This window comes from Dokdonia sp. Asnod1-B02 (genome assembly GCF_045063955.1).
Taxonomy (GTDB): Bacteria; Bacteroidota; Bacteroidia; order Flavobacteriales; family Flavobacteriaceae; genus Dokdonia.
On sequence record NZ_JBEFNW010000002.1, the window covers coordinates 1,627,007 to 1,642,174 of the forward strand.

Sequence of the window (15,168 nt, forward strand, 5' to 3'; positions counted from 1 at the left end):
TACTAGTGCTTTGTGATAAACCCAGCAACGGTACTTATTAACTCTTTAGCTAGTGGAAGCTTCGTATTATTATAAGACTTTGTGTTTTCTAGATCATCACCATCTATTATTCTAAGCACATGATTCATACCTTCTATGATGACGAGAGTTGCTTCACTATTACCTTCTTGTAATAAAACGGCTTCCTGCTTGGAGGTCTGTATGTCGTTTGTACCATTAATAATAAGAGTTGGCACAGTAAGTTTACCTATTTCAACCTTAGGATCGTATTGCATCCAGCTTGCCATAAACGGCTGCACAGATGGACGGAAGATAGAGGTAAGTGCAGGAGAGTAATCTGTCACACGTCCATCTTTTTTGAGTGTGGCAAATGCGCTCATAGCTTTGCCCTTGAGATCTGGCATTTGTGAGCCTATCTGATGGATGATAGATTGATCTATCGATTGCCCAGATCCAGAGAGCGAGATAAAACCTTGTACATCTGTACGCTGGGCGGCTACCATTCCTATGAGAGAACCTTGTTCATGACCTATTACATATAGTTCTTTAAAACGTCCTTGTTGTTTTACATAATTTATGGCAGCTACCGCATCATCTATAAACATATTAAAATCTAGACGTTCTTCTTGTAGTGCGTTTTTCTTGAGAAGGGTGAGTACGCGTTTGTCATATCGTATGCTTGCAATACCTTCCTTTGCTAGAGACTCAGCAAGAAGTTTGAGGCTATTGTTACGCATCATTTGCTGGTTACCATTGCGATCTGTAGGTCCTGACCCAGGAATGATAATCGCAATTTTTGAGGTAGGAACTTCAGGAGTAAGTAAAGTGCCATACACCATGTCACTTATACGCACATCACTGCTACCGCCATATTCTTGCGCGATAAGCGCTTGTTGTAAAAACCCAATGAATAAGAGAGTTAAGAGTAATTTGGTTTTAGTAAAAAAAGTATATGTATTCATAAGGATGTTTATTATTGCCATGATAAAGATAGTGTAGTTTCACGCTTTCCGAAGTGAATGCGGGACGAGTTTCGCGAAAGCGTACCTATTCTTAATAGTTTTATAACACGCAACATAGAAGTTTCATTGTACATTTGGCAAAAAATTATTCAATGCGTATACTTATTTCATTAGTACTAGTTCTTGTATTTACATCAAACGTCTCTGCTTACGACTGGGGAAAAACAGGCCACAGAACCACAGGAGCTATTGCCGAAAAATACCTATCTAAAAAAGCAAGAAAAGCAATTGCCGAAATACTTGATGGCGAGTCGCTTGCTCTAGTATCTACTTATGCAGATGAGATTAAAAGTGATTCTAAATATAGAAAATACGGTACACAACATTATGTAAATGTACCTTTTGATAGTACATATGATGTACACCCTAAGAATGAAAGAGGAGATATTATTACAGGGATTGAATCATGTATAACTGTTATAAAATCTGATACCGCTACAAAGGAGGAGAAAGCTTTTAACTTACGCATGCTAGTACATTTTATAGGAGATTTACACCAACCACTTCATACTGGTATAGGAGAAGATAAGGGTGGGAATGATTTTCAAGTACAATGGTATAATGATGGTACAAATTTACACCGCGTCTGGGATACACAAATGATTGAAAGCTACGGTATGAGCTATACCGAACTTGCAGACAGTATGCCAGAAATCACAAAAAGACAACGTGAGGCAATGGCGGCTGGCACCTATAAAGAGTGGATGGAAGATAGTAGGGATCTTGTAAAAGATATTTACTCAAAAACTAAAAAAGGAGATAAACTAGGCTACCGTTATATGTATGACTACTTTGAAACTTTAAAGGGCCAACTGCAAAAAGGTGGGGTGCGCCTAGCTCAGCTACTTAATGAGTTACTTGGTTAGAGGAATATCATCCTCTAATACCTCGTCCTCTTTAGTTTTATATTGTTTTGGAGTCATCTCATTGTATTTTTTAAAAATCCTAGTGAGGTGACTTTCATCTGTAAAGCCCAGCTGGTACGCAATTTCTGAAACCGTGAAGTCTGTGTTTTTTAATCTGTATTTTACAAGGTGTAGTTTATACATGATGATATAATGATGTAGTGAATCTCCAGTCTTTTTCTTAAAGTATGCACTTAAGCCACTACTAGTCATCGATAATCTCTCGGCAATAGCAGCTACCTTCATTTTATCTCTATCATAAACATGCTGTCTTATATAGTTTAAGATATCATCTATAGTGGTGTGTTGATCTTTTCTAGAAGAAACAGACCTAGGTTTCAAATCACGTGTAATGTTTCTCGCAATTATACTCAAGGTGGTACTTACCATATTTGAGATATTGTGTTTGTAAAACTCTTTGGCCATTTCATACTCAAGTACAATGGCATTATGAATCTGCCAGATAAGCTCCTTATCAGAGTCTGCTGTTATTACATCACCAGGTATAAGATTAGGGTTTTGTATAATACGTTCTATGCGATGTAACCAGTAAGATCTATCAGGTAGATTCATCTTACTTGAAAACAAAGATTCTGTAAATTGAAAGTAGCAGAAAGTTGTAATCTCATTTATTTCAAACCAGTGAGTGTCGTCTGGGGCAATTAAAAAAATATCACCTGCGTTGTAAGAGATGATAAACTCATTGATAAAATGCTTTCCTTTTCCTTCTTCTATAAAAATTATCTCAAAATAAGTACGTTTATCTTCGTCTTGATGTCTGTCTAATTTCTGGAACTTTTTTATCAGAAAAGTATCTTGTAAACTGAATCTTTGCATAGGATTTGGGGATTAAAGATTTGATACTGTATAAGATACAATTTAATTTTTAATAAGCATTTAGTCAAATCCTAATGTTTTTCTAAATATTGTACAATTAATACTAAATTTTATACAAGTTAAAATATACTATGCACGCATAGCTTTGCACCAGAATTAGAGAGAGAAACTACAGAGGGGCTGTGGTGTTTTGTTTTAAGGTTAGTTTGTTGGTTTTTTTTTTAGACATGTGTTAGAGTGAAGCACATTGTCTTAATGTTTCATATACAGCACCTCTTTCTTTCTTGTAATAAATGTCCAATACCACTGCAAAAGGCGTGAGGTATTAGGTGTTTATCATAAAAATATTTGGCCTTAGGAGACTATTTTACAATGATGTCGAGTAACCCCTAGATTACTAGCAGATAAGTAACTTCTAAGGCTTTTTAAAAGCATACGGCTTTCACCCCTAAGTGAACAATGTTCCTTCTTGTAATGAGAAGTTTTTAAAAGCAAGCGTTTCCCCTAAACGTTTGCTTTTTTTATGCGATAATTCTAAAGGTAAGATTAATACGAGGAGCCACCTTTTTTGCAGTTTTAGGTAACTGGTGATGCCAGTGATGTTGTGTACTTCCTTGCATTAACAATAAGCTTCCGGGCTCAAGAATGAGTTTAGCTTGCTGAGTTTTGTCAACTTTGTTTCTAAATTTAAATAGGCGAGGAGCTCCTAAACTTACAGAAGCTATAATTGGATTGTTACCTAACTCCTTCTCATCGTCTGCGTGCCAGCCGTTGCTATCATTTCCATCACGGTATAAATTAAGGAGACATGTAGTAAATGTCACTCCAGCGATCTCTTCTACTCGTTTTTTAATAGCTTGTAGTGCATCTGTAAATGGCTCAGGAACCATGGTAATATTTGAGTACGAGTATGATTTTGAATTAGAACTATAGAGTGCCGTAAGTCTAGGTTGTGGGTATACTTTTCCAAAAACTTTAATGTCATCATGACGCCACGAGATTTCTTCTAGAAGCGTTTCATAATAAGAAGCCGCCTGTTCCTCTGTGAGCATGTTCTTGTAATAGGTGACGGCTGCATCTGGGAGGTTAAGTGAATATGGTTCTTCTGAAAATAATGACATCTATAAATATTGATAAGCCCAATAAATTAACCCTAATTGTAATGGTAAGCGCATCCATAGTGCCCATACGGGAAATTTACCCTTTAGCTTTTCATTACTTAGCATATCGATATGTACTGTAAAAAATACAATAAGCATCGCAATAATTCCCCAGATTGCAATAGCTCTAGTTTCTTCAAAGAGTAATCCTACGCCTCCAGCAACTTCTGCCACACCACTCCAAAAAACCATAGCTTTTTTGTAAGGAATATAGGCAGGCATAATAGCTCCATATACTCGAGGTTTTATAAAATGCATAACACCTGCAAGGATGTACATAATAGACATAAGGTAAAAATGCCAAGGCATAAGCTGTAATTTAGGGTGTTTTATAAAGGTACAACCGTGAGTTGTAAAATAAGAAAGATGTATCTTAAAACTCGGCGTTGTACTTTTTGCTTCCTGCCACTACGCCTTCATTAGTTACTTGTAAGTGTTTAGGCAGTTTATTGTCTCTAGGTAAGACCGCTAGATAGCGATCAGAATTACTCGTAAACACGTTTTTATACATAGGTTTCCTGTTGAGGTCTAGCATAATTACTAACTCATGTATAAACTCTTTATGATGAATGAGATCTGTACTTCCTAAGTGAAAAATACCAGAGAGTTTTCTATTAATAATATAGTGCACCTGCTGGCAGAGTTTGGTATCTGTAGTAGTATTCATCACCAGATGCGGAAAAACTTCTATGGCATCTCCTAGTAATAATTGGTTTTTGAGTTCCTCAATTCGAGGTGAACCCACGCCAAAAACCATAGGCAGTCTCACAATCGCATATTGCGACTCTGGAAGATGTCGCATTAAGAGCGTCTCTATTCTAATTTTTAATTTACCATAGATACTTTCTGAGAGCGTTTTGTCATTCTCATAACTAGGGTAGTTTGTAAAAGCATCAAAGACATTTGCACTAGAGATAAATACGATACGACAGCCAGATTCTTGAGCATAAGCAATCATAGATTCATGAGCCTCTAGCTGTTCGCCAAAGGGACCTCTAAGTGCAGCGATAATTACAGACGGTTTTATCTTGAGTAGCACTTCATACACATCATCTTCTACAAGATCAAATCGTAAATAGTGCTGATTATCACTGTAGATCTTTCCAGAGTGATAGGTGCCATAGGTGTTGTAGTACCTATACAATTCCTTGTATAAAGCACCTCCTAGAAAGCCACTAGCGCCTAGTATTAAAACTTTATCTTTTGATTTTTTAAATGCGATAACTACAATTTTTTAAATAAAAAACTCCCGAATTCCAAAAGTTAGTCCTTTGGAATTCGGGAGTAGCTTTTCGGTTTATTATCCTTTATAGAAAGGTGTCTTTACAACGGTTGCAGGTACTAGATTCTTACGTATTTGTATGAAAATTTTTGATTCCGCTTTCGCGAAAGCGGTATCTACATACCCCATACCTATTCCTTTATTTACAGAAGGGCCCATAGTACCAGATGTTACGTGACCAATCTTATTACTATCTGCATCTACAATATCATATCCTTGACGAGGAATTCCTCTTTCAGTAAGTTCAAAACCTACAAGTCTCTGTTTAAGTCCTTGTTCTTTTTGAGCTTTTAAATCCTCACTGTTTACAAAATCCTTAGTGAATTTTGTTACCCAGCCTAAACCTGCTTCAAGTGGAGAAGTGCTGTCATCTATATCATTACCATAGAGACAATATCCCATTTCTAAACGTAATGTGTCACGAGCAGCAAGACCTATAGGTTTGATTCCCCAGTTTGCACCAGCTTTAAAGACATTTTCCCACAGTTGTGCAGCATCTTCATTTTTACAGTAAATCTCAAAACCACCACTACCAGTATATCCTGTAGCACTAATAATTACATTTTCAATACCTGCAAAAGGTGCCACCTCGAACGTATAAAATTTAATACCTGCAAGATCTACTTCTGTAAGCGATTGCATAGCTTCAATAGCTTTAGGCCCCTGTATTGCAAGAAGTGAGTGACCTTCAGAGATATTACGTAGCTCTGCATTAAAACTCTTTAATGTATTTTGAGTTTCTAGCCATGCCCAGTCTTTATCTATATTACTAGCATTTACCACAAGCATATATTGATCTTCCTTAATACGGTACACAATAAGATCATCTACAATTCCTCCTTTATCATTAGGGAAGCAGTTATACTGAGCTCCGCCCACGTTTATTTTTGAAACATCGTTAGAACAAACCCATTGTAATAATGATAATGCATTTTCTCCAGACACAAGAAATTCACCCATATGTGAAACATCAAACACTCCAACACCACTTCTTACGACGTCGTGCTCTGCATTTACACCTTCATAAGAAACTGGCATATTATAACCAGCAAATGGGACCATTTTTGCACCTAGCGATTCATGTACTTCAGTTAAGGCTGTATTTTTCATCTTTATTATAGTTCTTTTGGTTACACAAATGTATGAAAAGGTGGCAGTTTGCGAGGTAAATAAAAAGTAAATTATCGATGTAATACAGCAATAAACGACGTCCGTGGCAATATGCCTAATAAGCATATATAGCATCTTCTGTTATTTAATTAATAATTAAATTTGAAGGTTATGCTACAGTAATGATTATGAGAAATATAACCGTTCTTTTTTTACTTGTCTTGTTACCAGCTCTTGCGTGGTCGCAAGAAGGAATTATATGGGAGAAGAGATTAGATACGTATCCTGTAGATAGAACTACGGAGGCTCAATTAACTACAGACGGTGGTTATATTATAGGTGGGCATACTAATAAAAAAACCACATTAGACCAGTATGCAACTGCAGAGACAGATGTCTGGATGGTCAAGCTAGATGGAGAAGGCGTTGTAGACTGGGAGCGGCTGGTAGCCTCAAGAAATAAAGCCGTACTTAAAAGAATTTTTCAGTCGCCAGAAGAGGCTAAGCTCATTAGATCTACAGTGATAAATGCAGATAGTTCTGCAATTATAAATACAGACGAGTTTGCGATTTCTCAAAATCCAGAACCACCACAAAAGATTCAATCTAGAATGGTGCGTTCAAGTAGATCAAGTTATAAAACACTAGAAGATAGCTGGAGCGATCCTACATTTTTAGAACAAGAAGTTACAGAAATAGAAGTTACAGCGTCCAAAGATGATTTGTGGAGACTACATCTTGACCCAGCTTTACAGATGAATTGGAATAAAAATCAGCTTGCTGGTACGGAGCGTAAATTACGTAGTGTAACTACCGCTGCCTCTGGAAGTACGCTAGCTGCAGGATATACGACCAAAGCTATAACAGACGACGCTACTACCTTAGGCGATAAAGATTTTTATGTAGCAAGTTACGGGAAGACAGGAAATCTAGAATGGTCAACCACTATAGGTGGAGCAAAAGACGATCAGATTGTGAAAACTATTGCCACTCAAGATGGAGGTTTTATACTGGGTGGTATCTCTGAGTCTGGAATAGGAGGAACAAAAACTACTAAAAATCTAGGAGGAACAGATTGGTGGGTTGTTAAGATAGATAGTCATGGTAATATATTGTGGCAGCGTAGTTTTGGAAATTTTACAGATGATAAGCTTACCTCCCTACAGGAGCTAGATAATGGCGATATTCTACTAGGAGGCACAAAAGCAATTATAGCAAAAAATCAATACCGAACTACTCAAAATGGCGGAGTTACAGAAGACTTTTCTATTATTAAAATTAATAAAGTAGGTATCGTAAGATGGGAGCTAGAACTGGGTGGCTCTGGTAAAGAATATCTCACAAGTGCTTTACAAAAGGAAAATAACGAAGTAATTATCTCTGGTATGAGCTATGCCGACTCAGACAATGCTAATGGACAAGAAGAGGAGGTAAGTGATATCTGGGTGATTAATTATGGGATTAAGAACCTCGAATCTTTTGATGAACTCTTAAAGAAACGATTTGGGAAAAAGCGCACCGTGTTTAGATCAAATGCTGCAAAACGTTTCAACCGACTTGAATATTACGACGAGCAAGGTAATCTTCTAGATACAAGATATACCTATAAAATTAAGCGTCTTGCCCTGAAACACGCAGAGATTGTAAAAGGCACAAAATACATACGAGTACTCTCTGGGAATACAGCAGCAATTGTAGATTGGGACTAATTACCTAATCCGTTCGTAATCATATGTGACGTTTGATGACTGTTTTGAGAACACCTCAGTATTGATGCTATTGGCTGTAATTATTTCAAAAGATAGTGTTCTTCCTTAATTCGTATTAGATTATTAATGCTTCCTGAAGTGAATTCGGGACGATTTTCGCGAAAGCGAACTATCCCAACAAATACGTCTTTAACTCTTCGTAATTCTTCACAAGAATGCTATCCATCGTTTTATGCATTAACTCCTTGATTTGTTCGGGGAGATCAATGTTACCTACTACGGGTGTAACTGCTGGTAAAAACTTTACGGGATGTGCGGTTTCTAAAAACACTCCATAAGCGGCTGGATGATCTTTTAAATAGGCCTTGAGTCCTAAGTATCCAACCGCGCCGTGAGGATCTGCTATATAATTATGATTTTCATGCAAATGGAGCATCGCACCACGTGTTGCATTATCACAATAGGAGTATGATGAAAACTTTTTAGACAATAACTGTCTGTCGTTTTCAAATAACTGTAGTACTCTAATAAAATTGCTAGGATCACTTACATCCATGGCATTACTTATCGTTGCCACCGTTGCCGTAGGAGTATACTTTCCACTTTGCATAAACCTAGGAATCGTAGTATTACTATTTACCGCTGCTACAAATTGGTGCACAGGCATTCCCATCATATGCGCTACCATACCGGCACATATATTACCAAAGTTCCCGCTAGGAACAGAAAACACGAGGGAATCTGCTTTTCCTTGTTTTTTTAATTCTTTATAAGCAAATAAATAATACAGCGACTGCGGTAGCCATCTTGCGACATTAATACTATTTGCAGAGGTGAGTTGTTTTGTACTAGTAATTTCTTTATCTAAAAATGCCTTCTTCACCATTGCCTGGCAATCATCAAAGGTTCCATCTACTTCGAGTGCGGTGATATTTTCTCCTAAGGTGGTGAGCTGTCTCTCTTGCACATCAGATACTTTTCCAGAAGGGTAGAGGATTACTACTTTTATCCCTGGCACTTTGTAGAAGCCTCTAGCTACAGCTCCTCCGGTGTCTCCGCTGGTAGCAACTAGTACGGTAACTTCTTCTTGTTGATTACGTTCTTTTAAGAAGTGGCCTAGACAGCGCGCCATAAAACGTGCTCCTACATCTTTAAAAGCCATAGTAGGCCCATGAAAAAGCTCTAGCGTTGCCACATTTTCTTCTATAGCAACCAATGGGAAATCAAAAGAAAGAACATCTGTTACTATTTCTTTAAGTGTAGCTTCGTCCATACTATTGCCTACAAAAGGTTTCATCACTTCGACAGCGATTTCTTCTTTTGATAAATGCTCAATCTGTTCCCAGAAGGTAGTAGGAAGTACTGGGATGTTTTCAGGAAAGTAAAGTCCTTTATCTGGAGCAATTCCTCGTATTACTGCTTCATCAAAAGTAACGTTTGGCGCTTGCTTATTAAGACTGTAGTATTTCATATATAGACAACTAGCTAACTAAAATTATGCATTTTTTTTGTAAAGTAAATCTAATAGATTTTAATCAGAAATTTACCTAAATAGCAGTAAGATGCAATATGCTGATACTGGTAGATTATGGCTTTTAATTTTGATAATCAGTGAGTTGTGGTTGAAATAAAACGCCATTCATATAGAATGGCGTTTGTTTATTAATATATAAGATGATTATCTACTCTACAAGTACTCCACCTTCAGGTTTTGAAAAAGTAGCAATATCTAGTTGCGTAGCAGTTGCTGTAGGGTTTGTAAAATTCATAGCATTCCTCATTTCTGTAGGCTTTCCATCTACTACCTTGTACCATTGTAGTTCGCTAGGTAATTTAAGACCATTTACATCTTGCCATGTAGCATATTTAATAAAGCTGTAACGTTCACTTGGTCCGTCACTACCTGCTGTCACTGTATATGCTAGCCATGCCATTTCGTTTGTAGTAGGGTCATTGTATAAGATGTAATTATCATCTGGACTATCACCTACCTCGTTACCAAAGCTAATTTTTGTCCCAGGGTAGCTTACACCATCCATTTCTAATGCAGGAACCTCTGAGTATGTGATGCCTTCATCGCTTAGTACAAATGGCATTGCATAAAAATAAAACATCAAGTTATGATAAAAACGAGCTCTCTCTGGCTGGAAAGCGATGGTATCTTGTTTTAACCATAAGTCTTTACCATCATATCCTAGTACAAAATTTTTAGTCTCAATACGTGTTTTACGAGATTTAAGATCAACAGTATGTATTTCATTTATGTCTCCTTTTGGTAAGGTGAAACATAAATTATTCATGTTATTCCAAGTGTCAATTCCTCCGTGAGCTTCAAATACTTTAGAAATTTGATCTGGGTATACTCTTGATGGAGTTTCTACTACAGCAACTTCTTCTGTTTTTACGGTTGATTCATTTTTACAACTTGCAAAAGCAATAAGTCCAGCAAGCAATAGGATAGATTTGTTCATAGTATATTAATTGGTTAGAATTTGTAAGGTAGTCGTATGGAATTTATAGTCTTACAAAACTCGTCAATCATTTTCAGATAATTTGAAAAATTCATTTACGGGTTTTTCAAATAACTCAGAAAGTTTCAATGCAAGTACCGTAGAGGGAACGTAGCGATTTTTTTCTATCGAATTTATGGTTTGCCTCGAGACACCTATTTTCTTTGCAAGATCATCTTGTGTAAGATCAAGGATAGCACGTTCTACTTTAAGTGTATTAGTCATCTGCACCACTTTTAAATAAATGAAAAAATAGAATCTGACAGAACAACAGCACCCATAATACAAAGAAGTCATTCACAGGCTTGAGAGATGAGCCACCATTTATTAAAGCATCTGCTCCTAGATTTATAAAAGGCATCACAAGCGTTTGTAGCACGCCCACAATAAAAGCAATCATATAAGACCTCATACGTATGCTTCTTATAAACTCATCTTCTATAGGTTCTTTAGATAGAGATACTATAAGAAGACCTATGAGCATGGTATATTTTACAATAACTATAATGGTAGACTTTAGGGAATCATCTGTTACGATAATACTTGTTGCAATTAGAGAGACAAAAGAAGCAATAAACAAAATCCAGCCTATTCTTTTGAATTTATGTGGGAGTTGAAATTTGCTAAGCTTATCAAGGTTCTTGCGCTCGCAGGCAATTATTTTTTTAAAATTCATAATAATAACGTTTAAGTGAAAATAACCTAGCTTTACTTTATGGAAAGTTAATTTGTTATAATGTCAAATATACTTTACATTTTTGATAGTAGAACTATTTTCTTCTAGTTTTTCTCTAATCTTCAGAATATTCTACATTTGTGGTATGTCAAAATATATTTCTAGTATCCAGAATCCAACTGTAAAAAGACTGTTACAACTTCAAGATAAGTCACGCGCACGTAAGAAGGAGGGTGGTTTTATTATAGAAGGTGTGAGAGAAATAGAGCTTGCTATCGCCGGAGGATACGAGATTACAGAAGTTTATTTTAATGAAGCTGTAATTTCAGAAGATGAGGTTGCTGGGATGGTAAATGACACAGCGATGATGACAAGCTTATCTGCCGAGGTATACCAGAAAGTTGCTTATAGAGCAGGAACGGAGGGAATTATCGCTTTCGCGAAAGCGGAAACTAAAACCTTACAAGAGTTGGCGCTACCTGAAAATCCGCTACTATTAATCGCCGAAGCACCAGAGAAACCAGGAAATATAGGCGCACTATTAAGAACAGCAGACGCTGCTGGGGTAGATGCAGTAATTATCGCAAATCCCAAAACAGATTTATACAATCCTAATATCATACGATCAAGTGTAGGATGTGTGTTTACCACACAAATTGCAACTGGGTCAACCGCTGAAGTGATTTCATTTTTACAAGAAAAAGGAATAGCGGTTTACAGTGCTATTTTACAAGAGGCGGTAGATTATGCAGCACAAGATTATACAACGCCTTCAGCCATAGTGGTGGGAACAGAAGCCACAGGATTATCTCAAGAATGGCGCACTGTAGGTACAAATATTAAGATACCTATGCGAGGTAAAATAGACTCTATGAATGTCTCAGTTGCTGCGGGAATATTAGTTTTTGAAGCACGCAGGCAACGCGGATAGAATGTGTGTAAAGAAGAAAAAGACGCTTAATCAATAAGGGCAATCTTCATATATACATTTGCAACTGGCCACTCGCTGCCGTCCACTTTTAACTTATTAATTTCATCCACAACATCCATTCCTTTAGTCACTCTGCCAAAAACGGTGTGATCTCCATCTAGGTGATGCGCTCCACGTTCTGGTTGCACAATAAAAAACTCAAAAGGAGCAGTTGCATTACTCACATTTTGCTCGGTATACTTAGCCGATGAAAATGCTCCGCGCGTGTGCGTATGTGTAGGATTTGCTTCATTTGGTATTAAATAACTCCCAAAGCTCGCTCTGTTGCGCGCAGTGCCTTGCGTATCATTATTACCTCCTTGTACCACAAAATTAGGCGACACTCGGTGGAACTGCGTCGTATTAAAATAGCCGTTTTTTACGAGCATGATAAAGTTTGCTCTGTGTAGCGGAGTATCTGTAAAAAGCTCCACTTCTATTTCTCCAAAACGGGTAGTAATCTTAACCTTAGTCTCAGGATTCTCTTCCCCATAAGCTGTAAGAAAATCAATAACCATTTCTTGTCCACTGATGGTAGGCTCTTTTATAGTACCCATGACCAGTGATGGATCTACTTTTTTGATGTCTTTTTGTTGCAGTGCTATCGTGTCTTTTTTTGCCACTTCTTCCTTTACAGAATTAGGTGCAGATTTCTTATCTTGACAACTTGTGCTCGCTAGCAGCGCTATAATAATCCAGAGATACGTACGCATAAATGAAATTTGAATCATTTTTAGAATTAGCTTCAAAAATAGGAAATCTCCCGCTTCCAGGGCGCGATGTGCAACTAGAGATGGCACCCACAGAACGACTTAAAGAACTCGAGGAACTAGAAATCACAAAGCGCAACCCAAGACAGGCTGGTGTGATGTGCTTATTTTATCCTACGCCAGATGGTGATACGGAGTTTATACTCATCTTACGCAAGACCTATGAAGGGGTACATTCTAATCAAGTAGGCTTTCCTGGAGGAAAGGTAGAACTTACAGATAGCGACCTCGCACATACAGCGTTGCGAGAGACAGAAGAGGAGGTGGGCGTACCCCAATCTCGCGTTGCAATTACTCGCGAACTCACAAATATTTATATACCACCTAGTAATTTCTGGGTACAATCTTTCATAGGACATCTAGATCATACTCCCGCATTTATTGCTCAAGAAAGCGAGGTTGAGTCTTTGATCCCCGTGCCACTATCTGAGTTCCTCTCTGACGATTGTATAACAACGCAAAAACTCTCTACCTCCTATATGGATGATATGGAGGTACCAGCATATAAATTGCAAGGTCATATTGTTTGGGGAGCTACAGCAATGATGCTCAGTGAGGTACGATCGCTTCTTAACACTTCTTTAAAATTGTAACGCCTTTTGTATCTTTACAGGCTGTTTGTAACCAAGTACGCTTTCGCGAAAGCGCACTCAAACGCATCCAACTTTAAACTAAATAATGGGGATATTTAAAAAAAATCCATTTGGACATATACTATTCTTAAAACGCTGGCTCATAAGAATTGCTGGTGCAATGACGCATAGACGTTATCGCGGTTTTAATGAATTACAGATAGTAGGTTCTGAAATACTGACTAATCTTCCAGATAGAAACGTATTATTTGTTTCAAATCACCAGACATATTTTGCAGACGTGGTTTCCATGTTTCACGTCTTTAACGCGAGTTTAAGCGGTCGTACAGATTCTATAAAAAATATAGGATATCTGTGGGATCCAAAACTTAACCTATACTACGTTGCCGCTGGAGAAACGATGAAGGCTGGTTTACTACCGCGCATACTGGCTTATGCAGGAGCTATTACAGTAAGTCGTACCTGGAGAGAAAAAGGTAAAGAAATAGATCGCCAGGTAAACCTTAAGGATACTGAGAATATAGGAATAGCGCTAGATGATGGCTGGGTAATTACGTTCCCGCAAGGAACTACAAAACCATGGAAACCTATTAGAAAAGGAACTGCTCACATTATTAAAAACTATAAACCTATCGTAGTGCCTATTGTGATTGATGGTTTTAGAAGGAGTTTTGACAAGAAAGGATTACGTATTAAAAAACGTGGTATTCTTCAATCTTTTGAAGTAAAAGAACCGCTAGTAATAGATTACGAAAACGACTCTGTAGAGAAAATTGTAGAGCAACTAGAATATGCAATCGAGCAACATCCATCTTTCTTAAAGGTCATCCCAACGGAAGAGATAGAAGCAGAAGAAGAACTTAATAAAAAGAGAAAGTGGGAATATTAATATACTCACCTTACTAAGAAAAAAAAGCGAGAGCGACCGTAAGGTCGCTCTCGCTTTTTATATGCTTAAAAGGCAACAGCTTGACCTATTGCCTTAATCAGAACTCAAACCCCCTAGATTTAAAGTTCCAATTTTTTAAGTTGATTGTAATTTGCTCTTAGTCTCTTTAAAAGACGGCCGTACAGTAGTCTATAAATAATAAGGAGAATACCAATCGCTAAAGCGAGCATAATAATCAAACTTATTACGGCTAGAAAGAGACTATCTGTAGAAAGGAACTCTGGATGCGTTGTCTCTATCAAAACAAATGCACCTACAGTCCCAAGTACAAGAAACGCAAGGTTAAACCATATATAATATTTTACGGTTTTACGTGTGTTCAAAATATTTTGCATTAGTACTCTTGGAGAGTCTGTGTTTTCAATTTTCTTATAATTTTTATAAAACCAACCAATGAAGAATATAAGCGCTGCTAGGTGAATTCCTGTTGAAATATATTCTACTGAATCTCCTATTACAGTTTTTACATTTGAGGCGTCGTCTCCTGTAATTTTAATTCCGAAGCTGAGTAAGATCCATACAGCAAATTCTGCAATACTTATAAAAAGTATCCACTTCACTACAGAAGAAGATTTCTTAAGTAGCATAGGGTACAAGTCTTCCTTCGTATATTTAGGAAGTGATCCTTCCTGCTTTTGCCAATCTTTCTTTAGCATTTCTAGTTCATCTACCATA

General features: G+C 37.3%; 17 protein-coding genes. 5 read left to right on the forward strand and 12 right to left on the reverse strand.

All coding sequences use genetic code 11. The features are described from left to right. Nucleotides 1–2: 2 nt before the first annotated feature. Nucleotides 3–962: an alpha/beta hydrolase gene (locus ACJJVU_RS07490; RefSeq protein ID WP_405223831.1), complete on the reverse strand. Its 960-nt coding sequence runs from the start codon at nt 960–962 to the stop codon at nt 3–5. A 152-nt stretch (nt 963–1,114) separates the two neighbouring features. Here ACJJVU_RS07490 and ACJJVU_RS07495 point away from each other — a divergent pair, with 152 nt between their 5' ends. Beyond that, nucleotides 1,115–1,888 carry a S1/P1 nuclease gene (locus tag ACJJVU_RS07495; RefSeq protein ID WP_405223833.1) on the forward strand — a complete coding sequence of 258 codons (774 nt, stop codon included), beginning with the start codon at nt 1,115–1,117 and terminating at the stop codon, nt 1,886–1,888. Here ACJJVU_RS07495 and ACJJVU_RS07500 read toward each other — a convergent pair. The 5 genes from ACJJVU_RS07500 to gcvT form a co-directional block, all read right to left on the reverse strand. Then, nucleotides 1,877–2,764: an AraC family transcriptional regulator gene (locus tag ACJJVU_RS07500; RefSeq protein WP_405223835.1), complete on the reverse strand. Its 888-nt coding sequence runs from the start codon at nt 2,762–2,764 to the stop codon at nt 1,877–1,879. The two genes, ACJJVU_RS07495 and ACJJVU_RS07500, sit on opposite strands and share 12 nt — an antisense overlap. Before the next feature lie 521 nt (nt 2,765–3,285). Continuing rightward, nucleotides 3,286–3,885 carry an alpha-ketoglutarate-dependent dioxygenase AlkB family protein gene (locus ACJJVU_RS07505; RefSeq protein ID WP_405223837.1) on the reverse strand — a complete coding sequence of 200 codons (600 nt, stop codon included), beginning with the start codon at nt 3,883–3,885 and terminating at the stop codon, nt 3,286–3,288. After that, nucleotides 3,886–4,233: a hypothetical protein gene (locus tag ACJJVU_RS07510; RefSeq protein WP_405223839.1), complete on the reverse strand. Its 348-nt coding sequence runs from the start codon at nt 4,231–4,233 to the stop codon at nt 3,886–3,888. A 64-nt stretch (nt 4,234–4,297) separates the two neighbouring features. Then, on the reverse strand, nt 4,298–5,113 hold the full coding sequence (locus ACJJVU_RS07515; RefSeq protein WP_405227481.1) for a sugar nucleotide-binding protein: 816 nt from the start codon (nt 5,111–5,113) through the stop codon (nt 4,298–4,300). Between the two features lie 111 nt (nt 5,114–5,224). Next, a complete protein-coding gene (gene gcvT, locus ACJJVU_RS07520; RefSeq protein WP_405223841.1) occupies nt 5,225–6,316 on the reverse strand; it encodes a glycine cleavage system aminomethyltransferase GcvT in 1,092 nt (363 codons plus the stop codon). A gap of 188 nt (nt 6,317–6,504) precedes the next feature. On the opposite strand from gcvT, the gene ACJJVU_RS07525 reads away from it, so the two are divergent. Next, on the forward strand, nt 6,505–8,025 hold the full coding sequence (locus ACJJVU_RS07525; protein WP_405223843.1) for a hypothetical protein: 1,521 nt from the start codon (nt 6,505–6,507) through the stop codon (nt 8,023–8,025). A gap of 169 nt (nt 8,026–8,194) precedes the next feature. Here the strand turns inward: ACJJVU_RS07525 and thrC are convergent, their stop codons facing one another. The 4 genes from thrC to ACJJVU_RS07545 all read right to left on the reverse strand — a co-directional run bounded on the left by thrC (nt 8,195) and on the right by ACJJVU_RS07545 (nt 11,211). Next, nucleotides 8,195–9,496 carry a threonine synthase gene (gene thrC, locus ACJJVU_RS07530; protein ID WP_405223845.1) on the reverse strand — a complete coding sequence of 434 codons (1,302 nt, stop codon included), beginning with the start codon at nt 9,494–9,496 and terminating at the stop codon, nt 8,195–8,197. A 211-nt stretch (nt 9,497–9,707) separates the two neighbouring features. Beyond that, a complete protein-coding gene (locus ACJJVU_RS07535; protein WP_405223847.1) occupies nt 9,708–10,496 on the reverse strand; it encodes a DUF6503 family protein in 789 nt (262 codons plus the stop codon). A gap of 63 nt (nt 10,497–10,559) precedes the next feature. Next, nucleotides 10,560–10,760 carry a helix-turn-helix transcriptional regulator gene (locus ACJJVU_RS07540; protein ID WP_405223849.1) on the reverse strand — a complete coding sequence of 67 codons (201 nt, stop codon included), beginning with the start codon at nt 10,758–10,760 and terminating at the stop codon, nt 10,560–10,562. Beyond that, entirely contained in the window at nt 10,753–11,211 is a 459-nt protein-coding gene (locus ACJJVU_RS07545; RefSeq protein ID WP_405223851.1) for a hypothetical protein, read from the reverse strand. The genes ACJJVU_RS07540 and ACJJVU_RS07545 overlap by 8 nt, the downstream gene beginning before the upstream one ends. Before the next feature lie 145 nt (nt 11,212–11,356). Between ACJJVU_RS07545 and ACJJVU_RS07550 the strand changes: the two genes are divergently transcribed. Continuing rightward, a complete protein-coding gene (locus ACJJVU_RS07550) occupies nt 11,357–12,142 on the forward strand; it encodes a TrmH family RNA methyltransferase (RefSeq protein ID WP_405223853.1) in 786 nt (261 codons plus the stop codon). Between the two features lie 26 nt (nt 12,143–12,168). Here ACJJVU_RS07550 and ACJJVU_RS07555 read toward each other — a convergent pair whose 3' ends face one another. Beyond that, nucleotides 12,169–12,894 carry a peptidylprolyl isomerase gene (locus ACJJVU_RS07555; RefSeq protein ID WP_405223855.1) on the reverse strand — a complete coding sequence of 242 codons (726 nt, stop codon included), beginning with the start codon at nt 12,892–12,894 and terminating at the stop codon, nt 12,169–12,171. A 2-nt stretch (nt 12,895–12,896) separates the two neighbouring features. On the opposite strand from ACJJVU_RS07555, the gene ACJJVU_RS07560 reads away from it, so the two are divergent. Both ACJJVU_RS07560 and ACJJVU_RS07565 read left to right on the forward strand, forming a co-directional pair. Beyond that, nucleotides 12,897–13,544 (forward strand): CoA pyrophosphatase, encoded by a 648-nt coding sequence (locus tag ACJJVU_RS07560; protein ID WP_339848375.1) that lies wholly within the window; start codon nt 12,897–12,899, stop codon nt 13,542–13,544. An 85-nt stretch (nt 13,545–13,629) separates the two neighbouring features. Then, on the forward strand, nt 13,630–14,433 hold the full coding sequence (locus ACJJVU_RS07565; RefSeq protein ID WP_013751767.1) for a 1-acyl-sn-glycerol-3-phosphate acyltransferase: 804 nt from the start codon (nt 13,630–13,632) through the stop codon (nt 14,431–14,433). Between the two features lie 119 nt (nt 14,434–14,552). On the opposite strand, the gene ACJJVU_RS07570 is transcribed toward ACJJVU_RS07565, so the two are convergent. After that, nucleotides 14,553–15,167: a hypothetical protein gene (locus ACJJVU_RS07570; RefSeq protein WP_298327311.1), complete on the reverse strand. Its 615-nt coding sequence runs from the start codon at nt 15,165–15,167 to the stop codon at nt 14,553–14,555. Between the last annotated feature and the right edge of the window lies 1 nt (nt 15,168).